The organism is Bradyrhizobium sp. 956_D2_N1_4 (genome assembly GCF_052076025.1).
GTDB classification, from domain to species: domain Bacteria; phylum Pseudomonadota; class Alphaproteobacteria; order Rhizobiales; family Xanthobacteraceae; genus Bradyrhizobium; species Bradyrhizobium barranii.
The window spans coordinates 7,691,765-7,716,767 of sequence record NZ_CP197237.1 but is presented as its reverse complement, the minus strand read 5'-3'; the positions used below and the strand labels follow the sequence as shown (position 1 = coordinate 7,716,767).

The 25,003-nt window shown below is 63.8% G+C and carries 24 protein-coding genes and 1 pseudogene; 7 read left to right on the top strand and 18 right to left on the bottom strand.

The window, feature by feature from the left end; genetic code table 11:
- The first annotated feature begins 158 nt into the window (after nt 1-158).
- Nucleotides 159-605 carry a nickel-responsive transcriptional regulator NikR gene (gene nikR, locus AB7535_RS36480; RefSeq protein ID WP_028148816.1) on the top strand — a complete coding sequence of 149 codons (447 nt, stop codon included), beginning with the start codon at nt 159-161 and terminating at the stop codon, nt 603-605.
- A gap of 173 nt (nt 606-778) precedes the next feature.
- Here the strand turns inward: nikR and AB7535_RS36475 are convergent, their stop codons facing one another.
- Both AB7535_RS36475 and AB7535_RS36470 read right to left on the bottom strand, forming a co-directional pair.
- The gene (locus tag AB7535_RS36475) at nt 779-2,422 is read right to left on the bottom strand and encodes a S53 family peptidase (protein WP_063980231.1); all 1,644 of its coding nucleotides are present in this window, start codon (nt 2,420-2,422) and stop codon (nt 779-781) included.
- A gap of 265 nt (nt 2,423-2,687) precedes the next feature.
- Nucleotides 2,688-3,089 (bottom strand): hypothetical protein, encoded by a 402-nt coding sequence (locus tag AB7535_RS36470; RefSeq protein ID WP_441279806.1) that lies wholly within the window; start codon nt 3,087-3,089, stop codon nt 2,688-2,690.
- Nucleotides 3,090-3,147: 58 nt separating this feature from the next.
- Between AB7535_RS36470 and AB7535_RS36465 the strand changes: the two are divergent.
- From AB7535_RS36465 to AB7535_RS36450, 4 genes and pseudogenes are all read left to right on the top strand, one after another.
- Nucleotides 3,148-3,609, top strand: a pseudogene (locus AB7535_RS36465) (phosphorylase family protein); the annotation flags it as partial.
- A gap of 92 nt (nt 3,610-3,701) precedes the next feature.
- Nucleotides 3,702-3,881: a hypothetical protein gene (locus AB7535_RS36460; RefSeq protein WP_354114573.1), complete on the top strand. Its 180-nt coding sequence runs from the start codon at nt 3,702-3,704 to the stop codon at nt 3,879-3,881.
- A gap of 65 nt (nt 3,882-3,946) precedes the next feature.
- Nucleotides 3,947-5,974 carry a S8 family serine peptidase gene (locus tag AB7535_RS36455; RefSeq protein ID WP_354114574.1) on the top strand — a complete coding sequence of 676 codons (2,028 nt, stop codon included), beginning with the start codon at nt 3,947-3,949 and terminating at the stop codon, nt 5,972-5,974.
- 191 nt (nt 5,975-6,165) lie between these two features.
- On the top strand, nt 6,166-6,906 hold the full coding sequence (locus AB7535_RS36450) for a sulfate transporter family protein (RefSeq protein WP_063980234.1): 741 nt from the start codon (nt 6,166-6,168) through the stop codon (nt 6,904-6,906).
- Nucleotides 6,907-6,912: 6 nt separating this feature from the next.
- On the opposite strand, the gene AB7535_RS36445 is transcribed toward AB7535_RS36450, so the two are convergent.
- The 3 genes from AB7535_RS36445 to nth are packed head-to-tail and all read right to left on the bottom strand — an operon-like array spanning nt 6,913 to nt 10,530.
- Nucleotides 6,913-8,541 carry an MFS transporter gene (locus AB7535_RS36445; protein ID WP_071908821.1) on the bottom strand — a complete coding sequence of 543 codons (1,629 nt, stop codon included), beginning with the start codon at nt 8,539-8,541 and terminating at the stop codon, nt 6,913-6,915.
- Nucleotides 8,528-9,706, bottom strand: a complete 1,179-nt coding sequence (locus AB7535_RS36440) for an HlyD family secretion protein (protein ID WP_439037525.1) — start codon at nt 9,704-9,706, stop codon at nt 8,528-8,530. Before AB7535_RS36440 ends, AB7535_RS36445 begins: the two co-directional genes overlap by 14 nt.
- Before the next feature lie 56 nt (nt 9,707-9,762).
- Nucleotides 9,763-10,530 carry an endonuclease III gene (gene nth / locus AB7535_RS36435; protein ID WP_167767940.1) on the bottom strand — a complete coding sequence of 256 codons (768 nt, stop codon included), beginning with the start codon at nt 10,528-10,530 and terminating at the stop codon, nt 9,763-9,765.
- Nucleotides 10,531-10,552: 22 nt separating this feature from the next.
- Here nth and AB7535_RS36430 point away from each other — a divergent pair, with 22 nt between their 5' ends.
- Nucleotides 10,553-11,086, top strand: a complete 534-nt coding sequence (locus tag AB7535_RS36430) for a DUF2244 domain-containing protein (protein WP_135213996.1) — start codon at nt 10,553-10,555, stop codon at nt 11,084-11,086.
- A 55-nt stretch (nt 11,087-11,141) separates the two neighbouring features.
- Nucleotides 11,142-12,038 (top strand): methylated-DNA--[protein]-cysteine S-methyltransferase, encoded by an 897-nt coding sequence (locus AB7535_RS36425; RefSeq protein WP_135213995.1) that lies wholly within the window; start codon nt 11,142-11,144, stop codon nt 12,036-12,038.
- 40 nt (nt 12,039-12,078) lie between these two features.
- Here the strand turns inward: AB7535_RS36425 and AB7535_RS36420 are convergent, their stop codons facing one another.
- From AB7535_RS36420 to dnaJ, 13 genes are all read right to left on the bottom strand, one after another.
- Complete coding sequence (locus tag AB7535_RS36420) at nt 12,079-12,528, bottom strand: hypothetical protein (RefSeq protein WP_135213994.1); 450 nt, start codon at nt 12,526-12,528, stop codon at nt 12,079-12,081.
- Between the two features lie 3 nt (nt 12,529-12,531).
- Nucleotides 12,532-13,155 (bottom strand): 2,3-bisphosphoglycerate-dependent phosphoglycerate mutase, encoded by a 624-nt coding sequence (locus AB7535_RS36415; RefSeq protein WP_014490847.1) that lies wholly within the window; start codon nt 13,153-13,155, stop codon nt 12,532-12,534.
- A gap of 106 nt (nt 13,156-13,261) precedes the next feature.
- Entirely contained in the window at nt 13,262-14,077 is an 816-nt protein-coding gene (gene dapB, locus AB7535_RS36410) for a 4-hydroxy-tetrahydrodipicolinate reductase (protein WP_028148808.1), read from the bottom strand.
- Nucleotides 14,078-14,180: 103 nt separating this feature from the next.
- Nucleotides 14,181-15,179 (bottom strand): M23 family metallopeptidase, encoded by a 999-nt coding sequence (locus AB7535_RS36405; protein WP_354114576.1) that lies wholly within the window; start codon nt 15,177-15,179, stop codon nt 14,181-14,183.
- Nucleotides 15,180-15,208: 29 nt separating this feature from the next.
- Complete coding sequence (locus AB7535_RS36400; protein ID WP_224580537.1) at nt 15,209-16,291, bottom strand: helix-turn-helix transcriptional regulator; 1,083 nt, start codon at nt 16,289-16,291, stop codon at nt 15,209-15,211.
- A 178-nt stretch (nt 16,292-16,469) separates the two neighbouring features.
- Nucleotides 16,470-17,831: an HlyD family type I secretion periplasmic adaptor subunit gene (locus AB7535_RS36395; protein ID WP_085404977.1), complete on the bottom strand. Its 1,362-nt coding sequence runs from the start codon at nt 17,829-17,831 to the stop codon at nt 16,470-16,472.
- Entirely contained in the window at nt 17,828-19,543 is a 1,716-nt protein-coding gene (locus tag AB7535_RS36390) for a type I secretion system permease/ATPase (protein ID WP_245344266.1), read from the bottom strand. The genes AB7535_RS36395 and AB7535_RS36390 overlap by 4 nt, the downstream gene beginning before the upstream one ends.
- Nucleotides 19,544-19,665: 122 nt before the next feature.
- Nucleotides 19,666-20,967 carry a calcium-binding protein gene (locus AB7535_RS36385; RefSeq protein WP_354114577.1) on the bottom strand — a complete coding sequence of 434 codons (1,302 nt, stop codon included), beginning with the start codon at nt 20,965-20,967 and terminating at the stop codon, nt 19,666-19,668.
- A 409-nt stretch (nt 20,968-21,376) separates the two neighbouring features.
- Nucleotides 21,377-21,679 carry a DUF1330 domain-containing protein gene (locus AB7535_RS36380; RefSeq protein ID WP_063980243.1) on the bottom strand — a complete coding sequence of 101 codons (303 nt, stop codon included), beginning with the start codon at nt 21,677-21,679 and terminating at the stop codon, nt 21,377-21,379.
- A gap of 73 nt (nt 21,680-21,752) precedes the next feature.
- The gene (gene pyrF, locus AB7535_RS36375; protein WP_354114578.1) at nt 21,753-22,466 is read right to left on the bottom strand and encodes an orotidine-5'-phosphate decarboxylase; all 714 of its coding nucleotides are present in this window, start codon (nt 22,464-22,466) and stop codon (nt 21,753-21,755) included.
- A gap of 6 nt (nt 22,467-22,472) precedes the next feature.
- Nucleotides 22,473-23,051 carry an NADPH-dependent FMN reductase gene (locus AB7535_RS36370; RefSeq protein ID WP_085405104.1) on the bottom strand — a complete coding sequence of 193 codons (579 nt, stop codon included), beginning with the start codon at nt 23,049-23,051 and terminating at the stop codon, nt 22,473-22,475.
- Nucleotides 23,052-23,108: 57 nt separating this feature from the next.
- The gene (locus AB7535_RS36365; RefSeq protein WP_028148799.1) at nt 23,109-23,708 is read right to left on the bottom strand and encodes a class I SAM-dependent methyltransferase; all 600 of its coding nucleotides are present in this window, start codon (nt 23,706-23,708) and stop codon (nt 23,109-23,111) included.
- 88 nt (nt 23,709-23,796) lie between these two features.
- Complete coding sequence (gene dnaJ, locus AB7535_RS36360; protein WP_063980245.1) at nt 23,797-24,924, bottom strand: molecular chaperone DnaJ; 1,128 nt, start codon at nt 24,922-24,924, stop codon at nt 23,797-23,799.
- Between the last annotated feature and the right edge of the window lie 79 nt (nt 24,925-25,003).

Here is a 25,003-nt window from a genome sequence, read left to right as displayed (position 1 = left end):
CACTGAGAGGGTCGGGGTGAGGGGCTGCTTCCGCGACCACGGTGACAATTGGACTCGTGGAGAGTCCCCCTCACCCGGAATTCAAGCTACGCTTGAACTCCGACCTCTCGCCGCAAGCGGGGCGAGGTAACAAGAGCGGTACGCGCGGAGAGGACCTGATGCAGCGGATTACGATCACCATCGAGGACGATCTTTTGGCGGAGATCGACGCGGCTGCAGAAGCGCGCGGCTATCAGAACCGCTCCGAGATCATCCGCGACCTCGCGCGCGCCGGCCTGCAACAGAGCACCGAGGACACCGCACAGACCGGCCCCTGCGTCGCCGGCCTCGTCTACGTCTATGACCACGCCGCGCGTGATCTTTCGAAACGCCTGGTGCAGGAATTCCACGGCCACCACGACCTCGCGCTGGCCACCCTGCACGTCCATCTCGACGACAACAATTGCATGGAGATGACGGCGCTGCGCGGCGACGCCGGCGAGGTCAGGCATTTCGCCGACCACATCATCGCCGAACGCGGCGTCCGCTACGGCCGCGTGGTGATGATCCCGACCGGTGAAGGGAAGCAGGCGAAGGCGCGCAAGCACGGGCACCGGCACGAGTAGGAGCGAGTCGCACACGCGCTTAACCCTCTCCCCTTGTGGGAGAGGGTGGCTCACCGCGCAGCGGTGAGACGGGTGAGGGGTATTTCTCCGCGAATTCTGAACGCGCGGAAGGATACCCCTCATCCGGCGCTTCGCGCCACCTTCTCCCACAAGGGGAGAAGGAAGAGAGAACCTCACGCCGAGAGTAAATTCTGCAGCGCTTCTCCGTTGGGGACACCGAGGCCGGAGCAGGCGTCCCAGCCGGGGCCGGCCTTGTACATGCCGTGCAGATCGCCGGTGATGTCATTGTTGCCGACCGTGATGTCGCGGAACACACCTTGCGTGTGCGCGGCGTAGATCAGCGGGTTGATGAAGCCGACGGTCTTGCCGAATTTCTTCGTCGTCGCCTCGTTGATGCGGGCGATCAACCCCGCCATCAGCGGCGCCACGGCACTTGTGCCGCCGATGGTGGTGCCGACGCCGTTAAGGAAGATCTGGTAGCCGGTCGCGGGATCGGCATCGCCGGCAACATCGGGCACCCCCCGACCATTGTGATGCGTCGGTGATTTCGGCACATGGGCCTGGGCCTGGTATTGCGGCCGCGGGAACACGACGCTGACACCGCCGCCGCCTGCGCCGCCCTGCGGCCCGCCGTTCCAGACCACTTCGTTGATATCGCCGTTCGGCGCCTTCAGATTGGTGCCGCCGCAGGCGAGTGCAAACGGGCTCGAGGCCGGGAAATCTGCATGTGGCTTGCCGTCCCAGTCCGCGCCCATGTCAGCCGAACCATTGTCGCCGGAGGCAACGCAGACGGTGACGCCCATCGCGGCGGCGTCGCGGATCGCCTCGTTCAGGCCGTCGACGAATTGCTGCGAGCCTTCCTGGTCTTCCGGCCCGCCCCAGCTGATCGAGATCACCGAAGGTTTTCGCGCGGTGTCGTGGACGGCGGCCTTGACCGCATCGATGAAGCCGTTGGTGGTATTGGGCGCGAAATAGACCACGATCCTGGCGCCGGGCGCGATCGCACCGGCCACCTCGATGTCGAGCACGACCTCGCCGTCGGCGTCGGAATGGCCGGGCTTGTTGGCGCCGCCGTCGACGCTCGCGGGCGCGATCTTCGGCATCGGGATGCCCGCCTTCTTGAAGAAGGTGCGCAGGTCTGACGTTTTGTAGCCGGCGCCCGTGGGATGGCCTTTCTGGTCGATGTCGTTGAGCTCGATGATGGCGATGCACTGGCCGGCGCCGGTCTCGCCGCCGGGGAAATTGTAGAGCTGGGCGATCTGATCGACCGAGAAGCTGCCGCCCTGCGCGGCGCGTGCGGCTGCGCCCTTCTGCGGCAGCTTGCGGCGGAAGTGGGGTTGCGCCACCGGCCGGTTGTCCAGGCCGTGCACGCCGACCACGATACCTGCGAGCTCGGCCGGGATCTGCACGCTACCTTTACGCATGCGATGGGTCGCGCCCTCGTATCTGACCTTGTTGAGCTTGACGCCGAAGGCTGCGCTCATGGCCTTCACCGTCCCGGTCAGCTTCACGGTGCGGGACGCCAGATGCACGCTCTTGACGTTGAGATCGTGGTGATGCGCGAAATCGTCGATCTTGGCGACGTCGGCGGTATCAGCACCCATCTCTGCGCCGAACTCGGCACGCGAGAGATACTGCCGCTCGCGCGGCGGTTGCGCGCCGAGCGTCATCACCTGCTCATCGTCGGCACGCTTCGCGCGCAGGCGAACGCTGATCTCGATTTCCTGCTTGGGGTCGGCTGCGCCGACGAGCTTGGCCCCCTTTGGCAATTTCCGTGCGCTGTTCGCCAGCGTCACGCGCGTGGTCGAGCTTGCCATGACTTCCTCCGTTTGTGATTGGAAGGCAGATTGTCGCATCTCAACTATAGGTGTAATCTCAAACCCAAATTGGTTCAGGCATTTGAGCGATATTTTTTCGGAAAACCTCTTGTTTGGCAGGGGCAACATCCGACTGGCTCAGATCGGCACGGAATCGGTCAATACTCACGACCATTCGGCGACAAGGATTTCGATTTAAAATTGCAACCGTTGGCTTGTCTGGCCGACCAACGGAAGACGTTTGTCGAAATCAGACGTCTGAAAATCAATTTGGCGGAGACAATGCGATGCGTGCTGACCGCAAATGGGTTGAGAGAAATCTCGGTTTTGATCCGATCACGACGCCGCCCCCGCCCGACACCTTCGTGGTGAAACGCGTGGCCAAGGGCGCGGTGAAGAAATCCGCGAAGGTCACGACCGAAGACTTTCGGCGCGAGATCATCGATTTCGATTCCGAATCGAGCGAGGGCCGCGAGTTCATGGCCTTCTCGACCTCGACCGGGCTGTCGCGCTTCACCGACATTGCCTGGCCGAAAGGGCTGGCGCCGCAAACCGGGCCGAAGCCGAAGGGCAACGGCAAGGGACCGCTGCCGCGCGCCGACGTGCTGGTCGTGACCTGGACCGTCGACGAAGGGCACGCCCTCAGCCGCGTGCTGACGCCGGGCAAGGACTCCCGCAACGATTACCTACCCTATACGCACAATTACGCGGCCATCTCCAAGAAGATGCGCAACGGCTGTCCGGCCAAGGAGCTGAAACGGCTCGGCACCTACTGGACCACCACGATCGGCAAGAAGAAGGTCGTGATCTTCAAATCCGATTCGCACATGTCGCAGGACGGTCCGCAGCTGCCGAACATCGATGTCTGGCGCCAGATCATCACCGAGGTGCAGCCGACGCTCGTCATCACCACGGGCACGGCCGGCGGCATCGGCAAGGAATTCGAGGTCGGCGACGTCGTCGTCAGCCCGATCGTTCGCTTCGACTGCCTGTCGAAGTTCAAGAAGCAGCCGTTCGCGCAGGAGCATTTTTCCAGCAGATCCGCGGTGACGAAGAAATTCGCGCAGGCCAAGACGCTGTTCAAGGCCAATGCCGGGCAATTGCCGAAGGACAATACAAGGGCGCCGAAGATCTTCGTCGTGAAGCCGAGCGGCCTGTCCTCCTCCGTGGTCACCACCGACTTCTTCGGCTTCGACACCTCGGACGACCACTTCCATCTCCAGGGGCTCGGCGACGTCTCCGAAATGGCGATGCCATCCTTGGCCTGGTCGCGCAGGAGATGGGCGACAAGGCACCGCGCTGGCTCGCGATCCGCAACGTCTCCGATCCGCAGATCAAGGCCGAAGGCACCTTGCAGCAGCAGGAGCAGATCGCCGCCAAGATCTACAAGGGGTTCGGCCGCTGGAGCACGGTCTGTAGCGCCATCACCTGCTGGGCCAGCATCGCGGCGGAGCCTTGAGCCGAGCGATCCGGCCAGCGCAGACGACAAAGGACGGACAATCAATCAGGGAGAGTGGAACGGCCATGGCGCAGATCACGATCAACGGCATCACCATCGATCCTTCGGCTCCGCACGCGGAACGCGCGGCGCTGTCGCTGGATCATGCGAATGCGAAGGAATCCGACTACATCATCGTGCAGACCAACCAGCCGCTCAACGCCGAGCGCAGAGGGCAGCTCGCCAAGGCCGGCGCCGAGATCCTGGAAGCCGTCCCGGGCAGCGCCGTCATCTGTCACTTTCCGGCGGCCGGGCTCGACAAGGTGCGGAAACTGCCGTTCGTAACATGGGCAGACCTCTACCCGGGCATCGTGAAGATCGCGCCGGCACTGCGCAACCTCGACACCCAACCCGGAGGCGTCGCTGCGGCGCGCGCGCTTGCGGCAAAGCCGGCGGCGCTCGACCGCACCAGCGTGACCGTCGACGTCATGCTCCACCGCAATGTCGGCGTGAAGGCCGCTGCAAAGAAGATCGCGGAAGCGGCGCATGTGCAGCTCGACGACGTCGTTCCGGGCACTGCCAAGGTGCGGGTGACGCTGAAGATGCGCCGTCTTGCCGACGTCGCGGCGCTCGACGAGGTACGCAGCGTCGAGAAGGTCTTTCCCCGCAAGCTGCTCAACAACATCGCGCGAGGCATTCTTCGCGTTCCCGCGGCGACGCCCAGCAATGGCGGCGAAGGCGCGGGCGAGATCATCGCGATCGCCGATACCGGTTTCGACAAGGGATCGACCACGAACACGCACCCGGCCTTCAAGGGACGCGTCAAGAAGCTCTACGCGCTCGGCCGGCCCGGGCGCAAAGACGATCCTGATGGTCACGGCACCCATGTCGCGGGTTCGGCCCTCGGCGACGGCGTATCGAAAAGCGACGGCCCGATCCGCGGTACGGCTCCGGGTGCCAAGCTGGTTCTGCAATCCGTGCTCGACAGCGGCGGCAATCTCGGCGGCCTGCCCGACAGCCTCGATGCGCTGTTCGGTCCGCCCTACAAGACGGACAAGGCGCGAATCCATTCCAACTCCTGGGGCAGCGTCGGAAATTTCGGCGTGTACGACTCCCAGGCCAACGAGCTCGACACATTCGTCTACGCGCACCGCGACATGCTGATCTGCTTCGCCGCGGGAAATGAGGGCAGCGACAAGGATGGCAATGGCCAGGTCGACCCCAACTCCGTGACGCCGCCGGGTACGGCCAAGAACTGCCTCACCATCGGCGCCTGCGAGAACAATCGCCCCAACGAGGCCATGACCTACGGCAGGGCGTGGCCAGACGATTTTCCGGCCACGCCGATCAGCTCCGATCGTGTGGCCAACAATCCCGAAGGCATGGTGGCGTTCAGCAGCCGCGGACCCACCAACGACGAGCGCATCAAGCCCGACGTCGTGGCGCCGGGATCGTTCATTCTGTCAACCCGATCCCGCGCCACGAAATCGAAGGGATGGAAGCTCTCGCAAGACCCGCTCTACATGTTCGAGGGCGGCACCAGCATGGCGACGCCGCTGGTGGCCGGGTCCGTCGCGGTGGTCCGGGCGTTCCTGAGGAAAAGCCAGGGACTGAAGTCGCCGAGCGCCGCACTGCTCAAGGCGCTCGTCATCAACGGAGCACGCAGTCTCGCCGGACAATACCATCCGTCAGAGGCGGGGTCCGTCGCGAACAACAGCCAGGGCTTCGGCCGGGTCGACGTTCAGGCCGTGGTCGGTCCCCATGCCGCCAACGAAGAGCTGCAGTTCTTCGACGAGAAGAAGAAGCTGGACGCCGGGGACCGCGAAGACCGCACGGTCACGATACCGGCGGGAAGCAGCCGCCTGAAGGTCACGCTGGTCTGGACCGATCCGCCCGGCGAAGGCCTGCAAAGCGACCTCGATCTCGTCGTGGTGGCCAACAAGCAGGAACGCCATGGCAACATGCCGGCCGGCTCGAAGGACTTCGACCGCAGGAACAATGTCGAGCAGGTCAGCTTCGAGAATCTGCCGGCCGGCGAAGCGGTGATATCGGTCATCGCTCATTCCATCGCCGTCGCGCCGCAGAACTATGCCCTCGTCATCAGGGTGAGCTAGAGCGTCTTCAAGCGAAGTGGCTGCCGGCTCGCGCGAAGAAAACGCGTCAAAACAAGCGCCTTGAGCTTCCGTTCTGATTCAATCAGAACCGAAGCTCCGGGCGCGGCAATCTGTCCCGGAAGGCTCGACCTCTTGTCGAACCTTCCGCGCATGTCTACCTCTCGCGGGTGGTTTTGCTGAGAGGTACTCCGATGCTCGATGCCGCCGTAAAGGCGCTGTCGCAATTGATCTCGCCGCCGATGCGCTCGATCCTGTGGCGATCGATCGGGCTTGCACTGGTGCTGATCATCGTGCTGGCGATCGGCTTGCAGCGGCTGCTGAGCTGGTTTGCGACCTATGGCGAGGTCTGGCTGGAAGGCCTGCTCGGGCCGAGCTGGCATTCCTCGCTCGAGGTCCTCGCCTGGATCGTCTCGATCACGGCGGGCCTCGGCGTCGTGTTCGGCGGCGTGTTCCTGATGCCTGCGATCACCTCGCTGGTGGCGAGCCTGTTCGTCGACGACGTCGCCGACATCGTCGAGCGCGAGCATTATCCCGCCGAGCGGCCGGGCGCTGCGCTGCCGTTCAGCCAGGCGATCTACGAGGGCGTCAAGACCGCGCTGCTGACGATCGTGGTCTATCTGGTGGCGTTGCCGCTGGTCCTGTTCGCCGGTGCCGGATTCCTGATCTTCTTCGTCGCCGCCGCCTGGCTGCTCGGGCGCGAATATTTCGAGCTCGCCGCGATGCGCTTCCGTTCGCCGGAGGAGGCCAGGGCGATGCGGCGCGACAACGCCGCGACCATCTTCACCGCCGGCCTTTTCATTGCGGCCTTCGTCTCGATCCCGATCGTCAATCTGGCGACGCCGATCTTCGGCATGGCGTTCATGGTCCACATGCACAAGCGCCTGTCGGGGCCGCGGCCCGAGCTGATCGAGCCGGCGCGGCAGATGCGGTGAGGCCTCTCAGTTCACTTGCACCCCGCATTTGCGCAGCAGCATCTTGGCGAAACCGAACGGCGCCGGCGTGAACGGGCCCGGTGGCGCCCGGGTGATCAGCGCGACGACGCCGAGCGCGACCATCGCTAGCCAGAAGCACAGCCAGAAGCCGTCGATATAGGCGAGCACATTGGCCTCGCGCTGCACCAGGCCCGCGAGCGTGCCGACCGCGCGCGCCTGCGCCATGCCGGTGCCGTGGGCCGCGAAGTAATCGGCGAGCTGCTTGAGCCTACCCACCACGTCGGCATTGCCGACCACAAGGTCCTGGCCGAGATAGAAGGAATGGACCTGCTCGCGCACGCGCAGCCACGTTCCCATCAGCGCGATGCCGATCTCCGCGCCGCCGAGCCGCATGATCTGGATGTAGGCGGCAAAGGAGGTGGCGCGGCTCGGATCGGCGTTCGACAGCAGCGTGATGATGATCGGCAGCAGGAGCAGCGACTGCCCGATCGCCTGGAGCAGCACGATGCCGACAAAATCCTCGCGCGCCCAGACATGGCTGAGCTGCGTGCCCCAGAGATTGGCCGCGGCAAAGCAGGCAAAACCCAGCACCACGACGAGCCGCGTATCGAAATGCCGCAGCAGCCAGATCGAGATCGGCACCAGCACGAACATCGGCAGCGCGCCATAGGTGAGCAGCAGCATCCCGCTCTGCTCCGGCCGGAGCAGAACGACATTGCCGAGGAAATTCGGCACCAGCGACGAGTTGGAGAGGCTGGTCAGCGTGTAGAGCAGGATCAAGATCAGCCCCAACCCGACATTGCGCGAGAACAGCACGTTCACATGCGCCCAGGGCTGTCGCACCAGCGACTCGTTGACGAGGAAGCCTGCGAACAGCACCACACCGCTGACGAGCAGCGCCATCACCGTCCCCGAGTTGAGCCAGTCCAGGCGATTGCCCTGGTCGAGGCCGGCATAGATCATCGAGACCGCGGCGCCGAGCAGCAGCATGCCGCCCCAATCGGCCTCGCGCAGCAGCGTGCGGTTCACCGGCTCGCTCGGCGTGCCCAGATAAACCATCAGGCCCATCAAGGGCGCGATCACGACGCTCTGCCAGTACATCCATTGCCAGCCGAGATGGTCGACATAGAAGCCGACCAGGGAGCTCGACGTATCCAGCGCAAAGCCGACCCGGATCGAATAGAGCGAGATCGCCGGCACCCACCATCGGATCGGCAGGTTTCGTAACACGATCATGAGCGTCGCAGGCACGAAGGTGCCGAGCAGCAGGCCATGAACGACGCTGAGCGCGAGCAGCGTCGGATAATCGTGCACGAAGGGAATGATCAGCGACACCGCGGCGTAGACGAGGCTCGGGATGCCGAGCACGCGGCGCAGGCCGAACACCGTCGCGAGCCACGCCACCGCCGGCGCAATCAGGATCTGCGAGCCGATGCCTGCGGTCGAAAGCCAGGCGCCCTCGTCGAACGAGAGCGAGAACGCACCGCGCAGGTCCGGCAGACCGACCGTGGTCAGCCGGCTGTCGAAATTGGCGAGGAACGAGCCGAGCAGCACCGCCGCCACGGCAAACAACGGCTGTGGCGCGATGCCGCCGCGCGACAGAGGTCCGCGGCCGGCATCGTCATTTTCCGCCATTCGCGGCCTTCGTGTCGATGCTGGTGACGACCGACATGCCCGGCACCAGCCGCGCCAGCAGCGGCTGGTTGTCGTCGAACTGGATGCGCACGGGAATGCGCTGCACGACCTTGGTGAAATTGCCGGTCGCATTGTCCGGCGGCAGCAGGGCCACCTGCGCGCCGGTCGCGGGCGCAATGCGCTCGACCTTGCCGCGCAGCTTCTCGCGCGGGAAGCCATCGACGGTGATCTCGACCGGCTGGCCCGGCGCGACATGCGTGAGCTGGGTCTCCTTGTAATTCGCGATCACATAGACCTTCGGCAGCGGCACCACGTTGATGAGGTTGGTGCCGATGTTGACGTAGTCGCCGGGCTGCACCTGGCGCTCGCCGACGACGCCGTCGAACGGCGCGGTGATCCTGGTATAGCCGAGCTTCAGCTTCGCGCTCGCCAGCGTCGCCTTGGCCGCCGCGACATCGGCGGCGCGCTGCTTCTTGGTGCCCTGCAGAACTTCGAGTTGATGCTGCTGCGCGGCGATGACGGCGCGACTGGCACGTACGTCGGCCTGCGCCTTCGCATAGCCCGCGACGGCCTGTTCCAGCCGCTGCCGCGTGCCGGCTTCCGTCTGCGTCAGGGATTTCTGGCGATCCTGCTCCTGCCGGGCCTCGACTTCCAACGCTTCCGCGGACAGCTGCGCGGCCTGCGCCTGCGCGATGGTCGCATATTGCAGCTCGACCTGGTTGCTCAGATTGTCGAGCACGGCCTGCGCGGCGGCGACAGCGGCCTCGGACTGCGCGACCTGGGCCTGGTAGTCGGCGGGATCGATCTGGATCAGGAGATCGCCGGCCTTGACGCGCTGGAAGTCGGAGACCCCGACGGTCAGCACTTCGCCGGAGACGCGGCTTGCAAGCCGCGTCAGATCGGCGCGCACATAGGCGTCGTTGGTGGTCTGGACCACGGCGTTGCCGACCCATTCGTCGAAGCGCAGCGTCGCCAGTGCCACGAAGGCGAGCGCGACGATCACGGCGAACAGGGGGATCGCGAGCCGGCCCCAGAGCGAGCTCGCCGGCCGCTGTGTCGGCTTCGGCGGCGGAGCCGGTGCCGCGGCCGGCGGTGGCGGTGGCGATGGCGATGGCAATGGCGATGGCGATGGCGATGGCGATGAGATTTGTTCTTGCTGACTCACGACATGTCCCCAAAACCGGCTTGCTTCACATCGCCCCCCGAAACGACGGCGCCACCTCAGACCGTCTTCTCCGGCCACCGGCAGAGATCGTTGATCAGGCAAACCTCGCAGCGCGGCTTGCGGGCGAGGCAAGTATAGCGGCCATGCAGGATCAGCCAATGATGGGCGTGCAACATGAACTCGGCCGGGATCACCTTTTCGAGACCGAGCTCAACTTCGAGTGGCGTCTTGCCGGGCGCGAGCCCGGTGCGGTTGCCGACCCGGAAGACATGCGTGTCGACCGCCATGGTGTGCTCGCCGAAGGCCATGTTGAGCACCACGTTGGCGGTCTTGCGCCCGGCGCCTGGCAGAGATTCGATCCCGGCGCGCGTGCGCGGCACCTCGCCGCCGAATTCGCTGAGCACCTTTGCCGACAGCGCAATCACGTTCCTGGCCTTGGTGCGATAGAGGCCGATGGTCTTGATGTATTCGCGCAAGCGTTCTTCGCCGAGGTCGAGCATCTTCTGCGGCGTGTCGGCGATCTCGAACAATGCGCGTGTCGCCTTGTTGACCCCGGCATCGGTGGCCTGCGCCGACAGCACCACCGCGACCAGCAGCGTGAACGGATTGACGTGCTCGAGCTCGCCTTTCGGCTCCGGATTGGCCTTGCGGAAACGGCTGAAGACCTCGTGGATCTCGGCCGGCGTCCAAGGTTTGGTAGAATTGGGTCTTGTGGCCTTGAGCGATTTCCTGGCGGGAGCCTTCGGCTTCGCAACTATCGCCTTTGCCTTTTTCTTCGGCACGGACGCTTTGCGCGGGGCCGGCTTGCGGGTGATTTTCGCCATGATCCGGATATACTGAGGGACGATGAGCACAGGCAACGAAATTGAGCGCGGGCGATCTGAAAGCGAGACGGAGCCTCAGATCTTCTCCGCGCTCCTGACGCCGCACCGCTCGCTGAACCGCACCGGCTTCCTCGCCGTGATGCTGTTCCTGAGCGTGGTGAGCTTTGCCACCGGCCTCGCCTTCCTGATGATGGGTGCGTGGCCGGTGTTCGGCTTCTTCGGCCTCGACGTGCTGGTGATCTGGTGGGCCTTCAAGGCTAATTTCCGCACCGCGCGGGCGCGCGAGGAGATTTCGGTCACGACGTCTGAGCTGCGGGTGCGGCGCGTCAGTCATCGCGGCCAGGTCGCCGAATGGACGTTCAATCCGCTCTGGGTCCGCCTCGACATGGAGGTCGACGAGGATTTTGGCATCGAGCATCTCTATCTGATCTCGCGCGGCCACCAGATCCAGATCGCCCGCTTCCTCGGCCCGGACGAAAAAGCAAGTTTTTACAAAGGCTTGGTTGAGGCCCTGAACGCCGCCAAGCGCGGCCCGACCTACAACCCGGTCTCCTGAGTCCGGATCGGAAATCGGGTGGTTTCGGCCCGGCGCCACGCCTACATTTCCAGTCATGATGACACTCGCCATAAATGACCAGCGCCTGGCCAAGCCGGGCTCCCAGAACGCCGCGTTGCGCGATTACGACTCCGTGCGCCGGGCGATCGCATTCATCTCGGAGAACTGGCGCACCCAGCCGGCCATCGAAGCGATGGCGGATGCGGCGGGCGTCACGCCGGATGAGCTGCACCATCTGTTCCGCCGCTGGGCCTCGATCACGCCGAAGGCGTTCATGCAGGCGCTGACGCTCGATCACGCCAAGGGACTGTTGCGGGACTCCGCGAGCATTCTCGATGCCGCGCTCGACTCAGGTCTTTCAGGACCGGGCCGGCTGCACGATCTCTTCGTCACCCATGAAGCGATGTCGCCCGGCGAATGGAAGAACGGCGGCGCGGGCCTGACGCTGCGCTACGGCTTCCATCCCTCGCCCTTTGGCACGGCGATCGTGATCGCCACCGACCGCGGCCTGTCAGGCCTTGCGTTCGCCGATCCCGGTGATGAGAAGGTCGCGCTCGCCGACATGACGCGGCGATGGCGCAACGCAACTTACGTCGAGGATCACGAAGGCACCGCACCGCTCGCACAGCGCATCTTCGACACCAAGCTGTGGCGGCCGGACCAGCCGCTGCGCGTGGTGATGATCGGCACCGATTTCGAGGTACGGGTGTGGGAGACGCTGCTGAAGATCCCGATGGGTCGCGCGGTGTCCTATTCCGACATCGCCTGCAACATCAACAGCCCGAAGGCCTCACGCGCCGTCGGCGCTGCGGTCGGCAAGAACCCGGTCTCGTTCGTCGTGCCCTGCCATCGCGCGCTCGGCAAGAGCGGCACGCTCACCGGCTATCACTGGGGCATCACCCGCAAGCAGGCGATGCTGGGCTGGGAGGCCGGGCAGCTGGGGATGCAGTGAGCTCTACGCGAGATGTGCAGAAGCTGAGCTACAGCAGCATTCAAGAAATGCCGTAATCTGCCAAGCGCTTCTTTGCGGCTTCCACCGTCTCTGAAGAAAATTCGCTTGAGTACTTGATAACTAGTGCCTCTGCGGACAGCTCCTTGGCCATTCCAAACTCGACCAACTTCAAGAAGCCCGTCGAGGGTGTGGGCTTCATTGCCAAGTCGGCCAACGTTTGCCTTACGCCAACTCTGCCTAGTTTCTGACGAGTCCTGCTCAGACGCTTTGTCGTGCCGCTTTCTTCCGACAAGGCTTCTTCCAAGGCTCGCATCACGACCGCAAACTCAGATTCCAGTGGATCGTCAATATTGCGCCCTTCAATTCGGCAAAGCTGGCGAAACGCTGCATGATAAACATCATCGCGCTTTAGGCGCTTAGCGTTCGCCATCCAATTGCGCAGCTTTTTTTTATCCCATTCGTTTGACAGGTCAGGAAGCTGCGCATTCATGGACTACCCCGCCAGATCCAGCTTTGAGGCCACCGTCGAATCCGCGTTGAGCCGGTAGATGATCGGCACACCGGTCGCGAGCTCGCGCTTCAAAATGCCTTCGGGCGAGAGCTTCTCCAGCACCATGATCAGCGCGCGCAGCGAATTGCCGTGGGCGGCGACCAGCGTGCGCTTGCCGTTGAGCACGCCGGGCAGGATCTCCTGCACGTAATAGGGCAACGCGCGCGCCAGCGTATCCTTCAGGCTTTCGCCGCCGGGCGGCGGCACGTCGTAGGAGCGGCGCCAGATCAGCACCTGGTCCTCGCCCCATTTCTTGCGGGCGTCGTCCTTGTTGAGGCCGGAGAGATCGCCATAGTCGCGCTCGTTCAGCGCGAGGTCTTTGGAGGTCGGCAGGCCCTTCTGGTCGAGCTCGCCGAGAATGAGATCGAGCGTGTGCTGCGCGCGCGTCAAGACCGAGGTGTAGGCGACGTCGAACACGAGGCCCTGTGCCTTCAGCTTGCGGCCGGCTTCCGTGGCTTCCTTCACGCCGAGCTCGGTGAGATCAGGATCCTTCCAGCCCGTGAACAGGTTCTTCAGATTCCACTCGCTCTGACCGTGGCGCACGAGCACGAGGAGACGTTCGCTCATTGACTGCTTTCCATTCAGGTTATTGTTGAGGAATGATCTTGGCGGAAAGCCGCTTCACATCTTGCGCTAACGCGGCCCTTCGGGTCCGGTTCATGCTCCGGCTCGCTCAGATGTCTGCGAGACCGAGCACGTCGGCCATGGAGTAGTGCCCCGGCTTCTTGCCATGCGCCCACAGCGCCGCCTTGAGCGCGCCGTGTGCGAACAGCATGCGGTCTTCGGCGAGATGCGACAGCGTCAGGCGTTCGAACGGACCGAGGAAGGTCACGCTGTGCTCGCCGGCGACGGTGCCGCCGCGCAAGGAGGCAAAGCCGATGTCGCCCGGCTTGCGCGCGCCGGTGATGCCGTCGCGGCCGCGATCCGAATGCTCATCGAGCGAGATGCCGCGGCCGGCGGCAGCGGCCTGGCCCAGCATCAGCGCAGTGCCCGAGGGCGCATCGATCTTCATGCGGTGGTGGGTTTCCACGACCTCGATGTCGAAGCTCTCGTCGAGTGCCTTGGCGACGCGCTTGACCACCGCGGCGAGCAGATTGACGCCCAGGCTCATATTGCCCGACTGCACCACGACCGCACGGTTGGTGACGCTCTTGATCACGGCGTTGTCGGAGGCCGACAGTCCGGTGGTGCCGATGACGTGCACGATGCCGCGCTCGGCCGCGATCGCGACGTTGGCGATGGTCGCGGCCGGCACGGTGAAATCCAGGATGCCGTCGGCATCTTTCGACATCGCCCAGAGGTCGGCCGAGAGTTTGACGCCGTTGGCCGGCAGGCCCGCGAGTACGCCGGCATCCTTGCCGAGCAGCTCCGAGCCGGGCGCCTCCAGGGCTCCCGCCAGCACCGCGCCTTCGGTGTCGGCAATCGCTCGTGCCAGCGCCCGGCCCATCCGGCCGCCTGCCCCAGCAACAATCAAACGCATATCGGACATGGTTCACCCTCTCCACGCCCTATAGCGGGAGCGGGCCGTTCCGGCAACCGATCAGGCCTTCAAAAGGCCCGTGGCGCGGGTCTCCCCAAGCACAGATGCAACGCTAGAGCATGAGCTCCAGGTCTTTCCTGAGCACGATCTGACCATCGCGCTCGACAACATAAGTGGCCTTGTAGGAGCCGCGTTCCCACCCCCCGGGAGGTCGCTTCTTCCCCGCAAAGAGCATGAATTGCGCCTTGTTGGCCTGAAGTGGTGCAGACCGATTTTCCGCGATGACGTTCTCGAGGGGATCCTTGATGACCAGCCATTGCGCATCGCCCGCCTTCAGCCCGATGGCCCGCACGAACGCGACGATCGCCATCGAACCGGCGGACGGCTTTTGGCTCTCGGCACTGCCGTCCTCGATGAGTTCCATCGTGACCGGCCCCGTCGTAAAGCCCGCATTGAGGATGGCTCGTTCCTGGTACTCGAGTTTCGGGCGGAGGGCAGCAAGCCAGAGCGATTGACCGCCCTCGCAAGACTCGGGGCGAACACCATACGCAAAGGGATCGACCACCGCGCCATTGTGCCTCACGGTGAAATGCAGGTGAGGATACTCCGTGAGGCCGGAGAGCCCGACACGGCCGATCGGCTGTCCGAGGTCGACCTTGTCTCCAGGCTTGACCAACACACTGCCGGCGGCGAGGTGGCAGTACTGGGTTTCCCACTGCTCCGGATGTTCGATGACGATGCCATTGCCACATTCGGCCTCGCGCACCGCTTCGCGTCCCGATTTTGTGAAAGCGCCGTCCGGCGCGTCATTGCGTGTACGAAGAACGCGACCGCCTGCCGCCGCGCGCACGTCCACGCCGGCCTTTTGCGCTGCCAGTGAGGGCAAACGAAAATCGGTGCCGTTGTGGTCGTCATAAGTCAGCGTGCCGCACTTGTAATCTCGCGCCGACCGCGACGGATCGAGATCCGTGTAATTCTGGATGTAGCAGGTGCGGCCAGGCTCGCAGGTAATCGGCAGCGCCAATTGAATGCTCTGGGCATGTGCAGGGAAGCCGGCCCCGGCCAATGCCAAGGCAGCGAACGCCCGGTAGAGAAAACCTGCGCAGCTCATGCGCCTCGACATCGCGGAGAACCCCGTACTCAGTCAGGCGAATGCTTGCCAGCCGTCCGCAATCTCATCGGACCCTCTTCGTCCAATCGACCCTCGGAGGCCGGCCGGCTCACCCAGTTCTCGCGCCTGCCGGCGCCAAAAGGCGACTGGGTGAGATGATACAGAAGAAAGAACTCCGACTGCCGATTGATCCCCAGTTTGAGCATGATCCTCTTGGTGTAGGTTCGCACCGTTGCCTCGGTCAGCCCAAGCTCGGCTCCAATATCGCGAGGGCACTGGAATTGAAGAATCCGGGCGACGATTCTTTCCTCAGCCCAATTCAAGCCGAAGGCAGATGCGATGCAGTGCGCGCCCTGCACGTCATCGAATTGCGGCACGACGATGAGGGCCTGTCCCAGCTTGTCATGCGTTGGAACAGCGCCGATCTTGGCGAAGGCGAATTGCTGACGATCCGTCGAAAGCGGTACCGTAGTGTTGAACCATCCATGAGTCCCGCTCTCGATGAGCACTTTCCCGATTGCCCCCCGCAAGCTCTCGGTCACGGAAGCGCATGAGCCAGCAAGCCTGCCTCCTTCCATCCTGAGCAGCTCGCGCTTGGCAAGCAGCACGCGTCCACCACGATTGACTGCGTAAATGTGCAGGCCCTGGTCCACGACGATGGCGGGAAAGGTCAGCTCTTCGAGCCAGAGTTGCGCATCGACCTGCCCCGGCGCTTGCCGGGCAAGTGAATGAGCAGCCTTCCATAACGGGCGCACGGTATGCGCCAAGCCCGGAATCTCCGATGCCGCAAGCGCGGCCGGTCGCCATCCAGCCACGAACACGACCGTGGTTCGCTCATCGGAAGCAAACCTGCCAATGACTGAATGACTCTTTACCGGGGGTTCCGCGCCGATCAACTTGCGGACGAAGGAGGTCCGGGAATTGATCGGCTCGAGCGAGGCGACGTCCTCGGCTGTACCCTTGCGCGCAAATCGCTCAACCATCGCCGCGCATGACGGATCGGCAGGAGCATCTCCGATCCTGGCTTCTTCCAGCCCGGAGGCGGATAGCATGGCTACGTAGCAGCTCCGGCAGCCGAGCAATTCCGCCATGGCCTTCGCGAAATATTCCATTGCGGCCTGTTGCGGGCGTGGCTCCGGACAAGACCCAGACGGACCGCATCCGTCATTGCCTTGCTTCGAGGCGCGCTCGACGCAATCGGAACGAAAATCATCCTGTGCGGAAGGTAGTGCCTTACTGCACTCATGCACGGTCGCCTCCCTCATAGGCCGGCCCACCCCTTACCAGCGCTTAATTCTCCCTGAACGCACGGTTGATCCGTAACGTCATCGGCTGCAAAAGATATTCCGCAAAGGTTCGTTCCCCCGTCTCGACAAATATCTCGACAGGCATTCCAGGCATCAATGTGGAGATGTAGGAGGCCGTCGGCGCGTTGGGGTCCAGCTCAACCTCGGCCAAATAGGAGCTGTCACCGGAATGGGTGTCGGTCAGTGCGTCTGCCGCAACGCCGACCACCCTTCCCTCAAGCATCGGCCGGCGGCGAATGTTCAGCGCGTGAACTCGCACACGCGCCATCTGTCCGACATAGACCTCTTCCCGATCGGCAGGCTTCAATGTCGCCTCGATGACAAGCCGATCTTGCATCGGAACGATTTCCAAAAGGGTTTCCCGAGGTCCAAGCACGGCATTGAGGTCCCTGCTGTTGAGGCCGACGATCCTTCCACTTTCCGGGGCACGCAATTCAGACCGGACAAGCTGGGCACGCAACGCGGCAATTCGATGTCTGAGGTCGCCGATCTCCTCGCTGGTCGCATGCCGCTGCTTGGCGATATCCTGATTTTGGTTGAACCCCAGCTGCCGGCGTCTGTCCTGCAACTCCGCGATCTTGCCCTGCATCTCCGAGATTGACGCGGCATTACGATCGACCTGTCCGGTGGCCTCGGCTTCGGCGCGTTGCAAGGCCAGCAAACGTGGTTTCCGGGCGAGGCCCTTTGCGAGGAGATAACTCGTGTCGGCGATTTCTTCCCGCAACAGCTTGAGTTGCTGTTCAAGCCCTTGGGTGTTGCTCTGCAGGCCGCGGATGGTGTCCGCGTTTTGCAGCATCTGCTGATCGATCACCTTGCGCTCGTTCTCAATCGCGGCCAGTCGCGCGGCAAATTCGGCCTCCTGGGTTTGAATGGCGATACGTGCGGAGAGACGCGTCGCACTTTCCCGCAATTCGTCCGGAAACCGGATTGACTTCGCGGCGTCCTGCTCCGCCGCCAGCCGGGCCTCCATCGCCAGATCAGCAAAGAACTTCGTTTCGAGGGAACCAAGGCTCCCTTCGATCTGCGCGGTGTCGAGCCGTGCAATGAGTTGACCGGCTTCGACGTGATCGTTCTCCCGGACATAGATCGATTTGATGATTCCGCCTTCCAGATGTTGCACAGCCTTGCGCTTCGAATGGACCTTGATGAATCCTGGTGCCACGACAGCGCCGCGGAGCGGAACCGTGGTTGCCCACAAGCCGAAGCCGCAAAATTGCAGGACGAGCAATACACAGCCCCATGCGATGATCCGTCGCATGTCGGATCGCGGTTGCTCCGTCGGCCAGGTCTTCGACGGACCTGCAACAGGCGCGGACATCGCGGAGGCATGACCGGTCTGCGTCATGGAATGACCCTCCTGCCTGGCAACCTCTGAGGTTCGACATTGCGCGGGAGCCCTGGCGAACCCGGTACCGGTGCCGGCCGCTGGGCGCGAAGAACATCATATGGCGGTCCGAAGGCGACCTGGTTGCCGTCCCTCAACAGCAGCACGGCATCGGCGATGGTCAACAGCCGCGGCCGGTGGGTGACGATCACCGACGCCGCGCCGCGCGCTTTGGCCGATTGAATGGCGGAGCACAACGCTTCTTCGCCGTCCGGGTCGAGATTGGCATTGGGCTCATCCAGCAGGATCAATTTGCGATCGCCGAAGAAGGCGCGTGCAAGACCAATGCGCTGACGCTGGCCACCGGATAGCCTGCAGCCGTCGCGGCCGATCTCGGTCTGGTAGCCGGCCGGAAGGGACAGGATCATCTCATGCGCCTGCGCGAGCATGGCCGCGGCGACGATGGCCTCGTCCCGTGCGTATTCGTCGAACCCGGCAATGGCTTCGGCCACCGTTCCATCCAGGAGCTGCACGTCCTGGGGGAGATAGCCGACGAATTGCCCAAGCTGGTCGGGATCCCAGGTATGGAGTGCTGCGTGGTCCAACCGGATCGTACCGCTGGTCGGCCGATCGAGGCCTGCCATCAAGCGCAGCAATGTGGATTTTCCGGCGCCGGTCGGCCCGATCACGACGACAAGCTCGGACGGCCGGCATTGAAATGATATGCCCGCGAGGATGGGACGCTGCGTCCCGCCAATCCGGAATGTCACCCGTTCGACCTTGAGCATGCCGGCTGGCGGCGGAAGCAACGTCTTCCGCGGACGCGCAAGCACCGGCATCGCGGCGTTGCAGACCTGCGTCCAGGCGTCCTGCGCAGATGCCAGCGCGCGCCAGGCCGAGACCAATCCTTCCATGGGCTGCAATGTGCGCGCTATCAGGATCGAGCTCGCGATCAGACTGCCGGACAGCACCTCGTTCTGGAGCACGAGCCAGGCACCGCATCCGATCGCGGCAATCTGCAGAATGGTCCTGACCATTCGCGCGGCGGCGCTGATCGTGTAGATGCGTTCGCTGGCCCGCACCACCGGAGCCAGGGCTTCGTCATTGAGGCTCATGAACGCGCGGATGGCGCCCCGGGTCCAGCCCATCGCCCGCACCACGCTGGAGTGCCGGACGATTCCATCGAGCAAGGCCTGCGTCTTCAACGCGGCCTGCGAAGCCTGCGCAATTTCCCCGCGCGCGATCCAGTGGCTTGCGACACCCATCGCCAGCAGGACCCCCACCCCGATCAGGGCTATGACGCCATACCAGGGGTGCAGGAAGAACAGGATGAGAATGAACACCGGGAGGAATGGAGCATCTATCAGCGATGTGACCGTTCCGCTCGACAGGAAAGTTCTCAACTCGCGAAGCTTGACCAGATCGTGCTGCCGGCCGTCGCCCGGCGCCGCGCCGGTGATGCTGCCTTCAAGGATGATCGGAGCGAGGCAGTGCTCGAACCCGACCGCGAACCGGCTCAACAGGCGGTTACGAAACGTGTCGAAGGCGGCGCTGAAGGCGAGAGCGCCGACGGCGATGACGGTGAGGCCGACAAGCGTCTCGACGCTTCCGCTGCTGAGCACGCGGTCGAACACTTCGATGGAAAAGAAAGGTACGACCAGCAGCAGCAGGTTTACGGACACGCTGAAACAGACGATCCACACCAATGCGAATCGTCCCGGAATCAAGGCCACCAGCAATCTCTGACCAGATGCTGGGATCACACCACGGTTACGCGAATACATAACTTGCCGGCACTATCACTGACTGAAATGAGGGCGGGGCGGCCTGACAGCCGCCCCGCTACTAGTCGGGACTAGACAACGTCAACGGCCGTATAACCGGCGGCAGTGTTGATTTCGGCGATCGACTCGAACGGTGTCGCGCCGCCCGTGATGCCATCGAGCTGGATGGCGCCGAAGCCGAAATCCAGCACGGTGTTGGTGCCGTCGTCGTCCACTACCACTGTAGCCGGGTCAAAGCCTGGCGGAGCGTCGACAACAACGGCATCGCCATCGGCAAAGCTGAGATCGGTGACTTCATCGTTGCCGAAGTTCGTAGCTGTGTTGTCGCCGAAATTGTGCGTATCGGTACCAGCACCGCCCGTCAGCACATCATCGCCGAGTCCACCGTTGAGGACGTCGGCGCCATTGCCGCCGGACAACTCGTCATCGCCGTTACCGCCGTTCAGGGTGTCATTGCCGGCGCCGCCCGACAGGATGTCAGCCCCAGCCCCGCCGTTCAGGACATCGGTGCCGTCGCCGCCATCGAGCGTGTCATCTCCGGCGTCGCCGTCGAGCGTGTCGTTGCCGGTTCCGCCGCTCATTTCGTCATCACCGGCGCCGCCGCTCATGGCATCGTTGCCCGCGCCGCCGGCCATCTCGTCGTCTCCGGCATCGCCGAACATCGTATCGTTACCGGCGCCGCCGTCCATGATGTCGTCGCCCGCGTCGCCGTGCATGGTGTCGTTACCATCGCCACCGTCGAGCGTATCGGCGCCCAAACCGCCGTTCAGGATGTCGTCACCGGTACCGCCGTTCAGCACGTCATTGCCAAGTCCGCCGTTCAGCGTGTCGTTGCCGGCATCGCCATTCAGAGTGTCATCTCCGAATCCACCGTTGAGTAGGTCGTTACCGTCGCCGCCATTCAAGACGTCATTGCCGGCGTCGCCGCTCAACGTATCGTCGCCGGCGTCGCCCCACAGGGTGTCGGCACCCGCACCGCCATGAATGTCATCATTGCCGTCGCCGCCGTGGATGCTGTCGTCGCCGGCGTCACCAAAGAGCTGGTCAGCGCCGTTTCCGCCATCGATGGTGTCGTTGCCTTGGTCGCCATGGATGATGTCGGCGCCGGCATTTCCGTTCAGCGTGTCGTCGCCCGCGCCGCCGTTGATCGTGTCGTCGCCGGCGCCACCGGTGATCGTATCGATACCGGCATTTCCATCAAGGATGTCGTTGCCGGCACCGCCATCGATGGAATCATTGCCCGCACCGCCGCTTACGTCATCATTGCCGTCCAGGCCAGTAATGGTGTCGTTGCCTTGAAGGCCAAAGATCTGATCGTCTAAATTCGTGCCAGGCAACACATCGTCGCCTGCTGTTCCGATGATCAGTGCCATGATCTTCACTCCCTTTGCATGGAAATGCGCGATGCGGGTCGCCTTGCGGCCCGTCACGGACGTCGCAGATTTCGGGTTGGCTTGATGCCCATCACCGATCGATGTGGGCTCCGATCAAGCAACCTTGGATGAAAGGAGAGCGATCCAGCAATCCCCATTTGGGGACAAAAGAATACGGCAAGCTGGTGGACCCAATGACGGCCACGGTCTTCGTCTCAGGCGCGAACGACCCTCAGGTGTTCAAGCAAATGAGTCCATCAAGGTGATGCAAGGTGATGTCGACGTGAGTGCGAGCGGAGATGTCCGCGACGCTCTCCCGATCGCGTACGATGATCGCACGCGCGTGCTGTCCGCGAGAGCCGGATGATGCTCGCGTCAATCCAGGATAGGCTCTCGCGACGATCCGTCTTCAGGGCTGCGGGCCGTCATAGCCCTCGATGATGATGAGGTCGGCGATGGAGTGCGGCTGGCGCACCTTGATGTTGGCTTGGTATTCCGGCGAGTTGTAGCAGGCGATCGCGGTCTCGTAGTCGGGAAATTCAATCACGACGTTGCGCGAGCGGCTGGCGCCTTCGACGGTGGTGAACTTGCCGGCGCGAACGACGAAGCGGCCACCCCATTTCTTGAAGATCGGACCGTTGGCGACGGCATAGGGCTTGTAGCCCTCGTCACTGCTCACATCCACGCGCCCGATCCAGTAGCCCTTTGCCATTGTTCTTCTCCCTGTTTGTTGATGTCTGTCTAAGCATGATCCGACCGGAAAACCGCTGCACGCTTTCTCCGAATCATGCGCCGAGCGCCTGCGCAATCTCGGCCTGGATGGCTTCCGCGATCGCCTTGGGGTCTGGGGCTTCAACCACCGGCCGTCCGACAACGAGATAATCGGCGCCCGCGGCAATTGCGCGGCCGGGCGTCATGATGCGTTTCTGGTCGCCGCTCGCAGAACCCGCCGGCCGGATGCCGGGGGTGACGAGATGCATCTGGTGGCCGACGATCTTGCGCAAGGCGCCGACCTCCTCGGGCGATGACACCAGCCCGTCGACGCCGAGCACCTGCGCCTGCTGCGCGCGCGCTTCGACCAGCTCGGAGACGCTGAGCCGATAGCCGGCCGCATGCAGATCGTCGTCGTTGTAGGACGTCAGCACCGTGACGGCGAGAATCTTCAGGCTCGCGCTGCCGCGGCCTTCGACCGCGCCCTTCATGGTCTGCGGATAGGCGTGCACGGTGACGAAGGTTGCACCCAGCCTGGCCACGCTCTCCACACCACGCGTGACGGTGTTGCCGATGTCGTGCATCTTGAGATCGGCGAACACCTTCTTGCCCTTGTCGGCGAGCTTGCCGATCAGCGGCAGGCCGCCGGCATAAGCGAGCTGATAGCCGATCTTGTAGAAGGTGACGCTGTCGCCGAGCCTTTCGATCATCGCCTCCGCGGCGTCAACGCTGGGCAGGTCGAGCGCAACGATCAGGCGGTCCTTCGGGGCGATCTCGGCTGGCGTCATGTCACCTCACATCATGCGTTGGGAAATGTCGATCAATTGCCGCACCAGCTCCTTCAACGCGGCGATGTCGCCCTCGTTCTTCAGCCTGTCCATATCGTCATAGGCCTGGTCGGCAAAGGCGAGCGTGAGCTGGCTGGCAATCACATTGGCGTGGCAGGAGGTCAGGATCAGCCGCAGCGCCTGGAGTGCACGGGCCGCACCGAGCCGGCTCTGCGAGGCGCCGGCGAGCGCGAAGGCGCGGTTGCGAAACACGTCGCCGCGCGTCTCGTGCAGCTCATGTACGCGGCTGATCCAGTCGATCGCGTTCTTGAGCAGCGGCGGCACCGAGGCGTTATATTCGGGCGAAACGATCAGCACGCCATGATGCGCGCCGATCATGCGCTTGAGATTGATCGCGTGCTTGGGCGCGCCCGACTTGGCCTGGAGATCGCCGTCATAGATCGGCAGCGGAAAATCGGCGAGCGAGATGCGGGTGACGTCGACGCCGGCCTGGGCGAATTCATAGGCGGCGACCGCCGCCAGCTTCGCATTGTGCGAGCCGGTGCGCAGCGAGCCGGGAATGACCAGGATTTTGGGTGCGGACATCCACTTCCATGCGTTCGGCGAAACGAGTCCGCCGCGCAAAAGGGAATGCCGACGGAATTAGTCCTTGCGATACACCCAGACGCGGGCCGGCGGAAGGTTCATCCAGATCCGTTCCGAGGCCTCTGTGGACACGCCGGGCAGCGATTTCGGGATCGGCGGCACCACCGCATAGGTGAACTGCACGAAGGGCGCGCCCGGGGTCAGCGCCGCGAAGGCGTCGCGGACCAGCCGGAGCCGCGTCAGCATCGGTTTTGTCACGAGCGGCAGGCCGGAGACGACGGCGGAGGCCGGCGCGCTGAGCACGTTCCAGAGCGTGTCGCGCAGGCGATAGGCATCGCCCTGCACCACCTTGGCTTGCGGATAGCGGTCGCGCAGCAAGGCGCAGAAGCCGGGATTGTATTCGACGAGGACGAGGCGCTTCTGGTCGACGCCGCGCTCGACCAGGGCCGAGGTGATGGCGCCGGTGCCGGGCCCGAGCTCGACCACGGGTGCGTCTGAATTGACGTCGACGTAATGCGCCATGGTCCGGGCGAGCAGCTTGCCCGAAGGCATCACTGCACCCATGTGCAGCGGCTTTTCGATCCACGACCTTAGAAAGCGCACCTCGTCGTCGAGACGGGGCTTCTTCAACGCACGCGCGGACGATGGCAATGGCATGTCGGGACCGGACGGGACCGCGGGACCGCGGCGTGTCAGAAAATGGTCATAAACAGGTATAGGCCGAAGGCGATACGGTCAAGACGAGTCAGGTTGCCCGATTACTGAATAGATCCTTGACCTTGGCGAAGAAGCCGACCGATTCCGGCTGGGTATTGCCGGAGGAGAGCTTTTCGAATTCCGCCAGCAATTCCTGCTGCTTCTTGGTGAGATTCTGCGGGGTCTCGACGGCAACCTGGACGTACATGTCGCCCATCTGGCGCGAGCGCAGCACCGGCATGCCTTTTGATGCAATGCGGAATCGGCGGCCCGACTGGGTTCCGGCCGGCACCTTCACCTTGGTTTTGCCGCTGTCGATGGTCGGCACCTCGAATTCGCCGCCGAGGGCGGCCGTCACCATCGAGATCGGCACCCGGCAGTGCAAATCGGCGCCGTCGCGCTGGAAGAGCTGGTGCTGGGCCAGCGACAGGAAGATGTAGAGGTCGCCGGGCGGGCCGCCGCGAACCCCGGCCTCGCCCTCGCCGGCGAGCCTGATCCGGGTGCCGTCCTCGACCCCCGGGGGAATGTTGACCGACAGCGTCCGCTCGCGGGTGACCCGGCCCTGGCCGGAGCAGGACGGGCAGGCATCCTCGATCATCTGGCCGCGGCCCTGGCAGCTCGGACAGGTGCGCTCCAGCGTGAAGAAGCCCTGCGACTGTCGCACGCGGCCGGCGCCGCCGCAGCTCGAGCAGGTCTTCGGCTTGGTGCCGGCCTTGGCGCCGATGCCCGAGCAGGCCTCGCAGGTGACCGAGACCGGAATCTCGATCTGCGCGGTCTTGCCGCCAAAGGCTTCCTCGAGCGTGATTTCCATGTTGTAGCGCAGGTCGGCGCCACGCTCGCGGCCGCCACGGCCGCGCTGCCCGGCCATGCCGAACAGGTCTTCGAAGATGTCGGAGAAGGAGGAGGCGAAGCCCGCGCCGAAACCGGCACCGCCGCCGCCCTGCTCGAAGGCCGCATGGCCGAAGCGGTCATAGGCCGCGCGCTTGTCCTTGTCCTTGAGGACCTCGTAGGCCTCGTTGATTTCCTTGAACTTGACTTCGCTGGTGTCGTCCCCGGGATTGCGGTCCGGGTGGAATTTCATCGCAAGCTTGCGGAAGGACGATTTCAGGACGGAATCGTCGGCAGTGCGTTCGACTTCGAGCGTTTCGTAATAGCAGCGCTTGGTGGACGTGGACATGTTGAACTCGGTCTATCCAATCGCGATTCAAGTCGGAGCGGAACAACGTCGCCAGGAGACGATATAGGCAGCCCTTTGC

Coding starts and splice junctions, on each gene's coding strand:
- nikR (WP_028148816.1), top strand. CDS start 159: ATGCAGCGGATTACGATCACCATCGAGGACGATCTTTTGGCGGAGATC.
- AB7535_RS36475 (WP_063980231.1), bottom strand. CDS start 2,422: ATGGCAAGCTCGACCACGCGCGTGACGCTGGCGAACAGCGCACGGAAA.
- AB7535_RS36460 (WP_354114573.1), top strand. CDS start 3,702: ATGGGCGACAAGGCACCGCGCTGGCTCGCGATCCGCAACGTCTCCGAT.
- AB7535_RS36455 (WP_354114574.1), top strand. CDS start 3,947: ATGGCGCAGATCACGATCAACGGCATCACCATCGATCCTTCGGCTCCG.
- AB7535_RS36450 (WP_063980234.1), top strand. CDS start 6,166: ATGCTCGATGCCGCCGTAAAGGCGCTGTCGCAATTGATCTCGCCGCCG.
- AB7535_RS36445 (WP_071908821.1), bottom strand. CDS start 8,541: ATGGCGGAAAATGACGATGCCGGCCGCGGACCTCTGTCGCGCGGCGGC.
- nth (WP_167767940.1), bottom strand. CDS start 10,530: ATGGCGAAAATCACCCGCAAGCCGGCCCCGCGCAAAGCGTCCGTGCCG.
- AB7535_RS36430 (WP_135213996.1), top strand. CDS start 10,553: ATGAGCACAGGCAACGAAATTGAGCGCGGGCGATCTGAAAGCGAGACG.
- AB7535_RS36425 (WP_135213995.1), top strand. CDS start 11,142: ATGATGACACTCGCCATAAATGACCAGCGCCTGGCCAAGCCGGGCTCC.
- AB7535_RS36420 (WP_135213994.1), bottom strand. CDS start 12,528: ATGAATGCGCAGCTTCCTGACCTGTCAAACGAATGGGATAAAAAAAAG.
- AB7535_RS36415 (WP_014490847.1), bottom strand. CDS start 13,155: ATGAGCGAACGTCTCCTCGTGCTCGTGCGCCACGGTCAGAGCGAGTGG.
- dapB (WP_028148808.1), bottom strand. CDS start 14,077: ATGTCCGATATGCGTTTGATTGTTGCTGGGGCAGGCGGCCGGATGGGC.
- AB7535_RS36405 (WP_354114576.1), bottom strand. CDS start 15,179: ATGAGCTGCGCAGGTTTTCTCTACCGGGCGTTCGCTGCCTTGGCATTG.
- AB7535_RS36400 (WP_224580537.1), bottom strand. CDS start 16,291: ATGGAATATTTCGCGAAGGCCATGGCGGAATTGCTCGGCTGCCGGAGC.
- AB7535_RS36395 (WP_085404977.1), bottom strand. CDS start 17,831: ATGACGCAGACCGGTCATGCCTCCGCGATGTCCGCGCCTGTTGCAGGT.
- AB7535_RS36385 (WP_354114577.1), bottom strand. CDS start 20,967: ATGGCACTGATCATCGGAACAGCAGGCGACGATGTGTTGCCTGGCACG.
- AB7535_RS36380 (WP_063980243.1), bottom strand. CDS start 21,679: ATGGCAAAGGGCTACTGGATCGGGCGCGTGGATGTGAGCAGTGACGAG.
- pyrF (WP_354114578.1), bottom strand. CDS start 22,466: ATGACGCCAGCCGAGATCGCCCCGAAGGACCGCCTGATCGTTGCGCTC.
- AB7535_RS36370 (WP_085405104.1), bottom strand. CDS start 23,051: ATGTCCGCACCCAAAATCCTGGTCATTCCCGGCTCGCTGCGCACCGGC.
- AB7535_RS36365 (WP_028148799.1), bottom strand. CDS start 23,708: ATGCCATTGCCATCGTCCGCGCGTGCGTTGAAGAAGCCCCGTCTCGAC.
- dnaJ (WP_063980245.1), bottom strand. CDS start 24,924: ATGTCCACGTCCACCAAGCGCTGCTATTACGAAACGCTCGAAGTCGAA.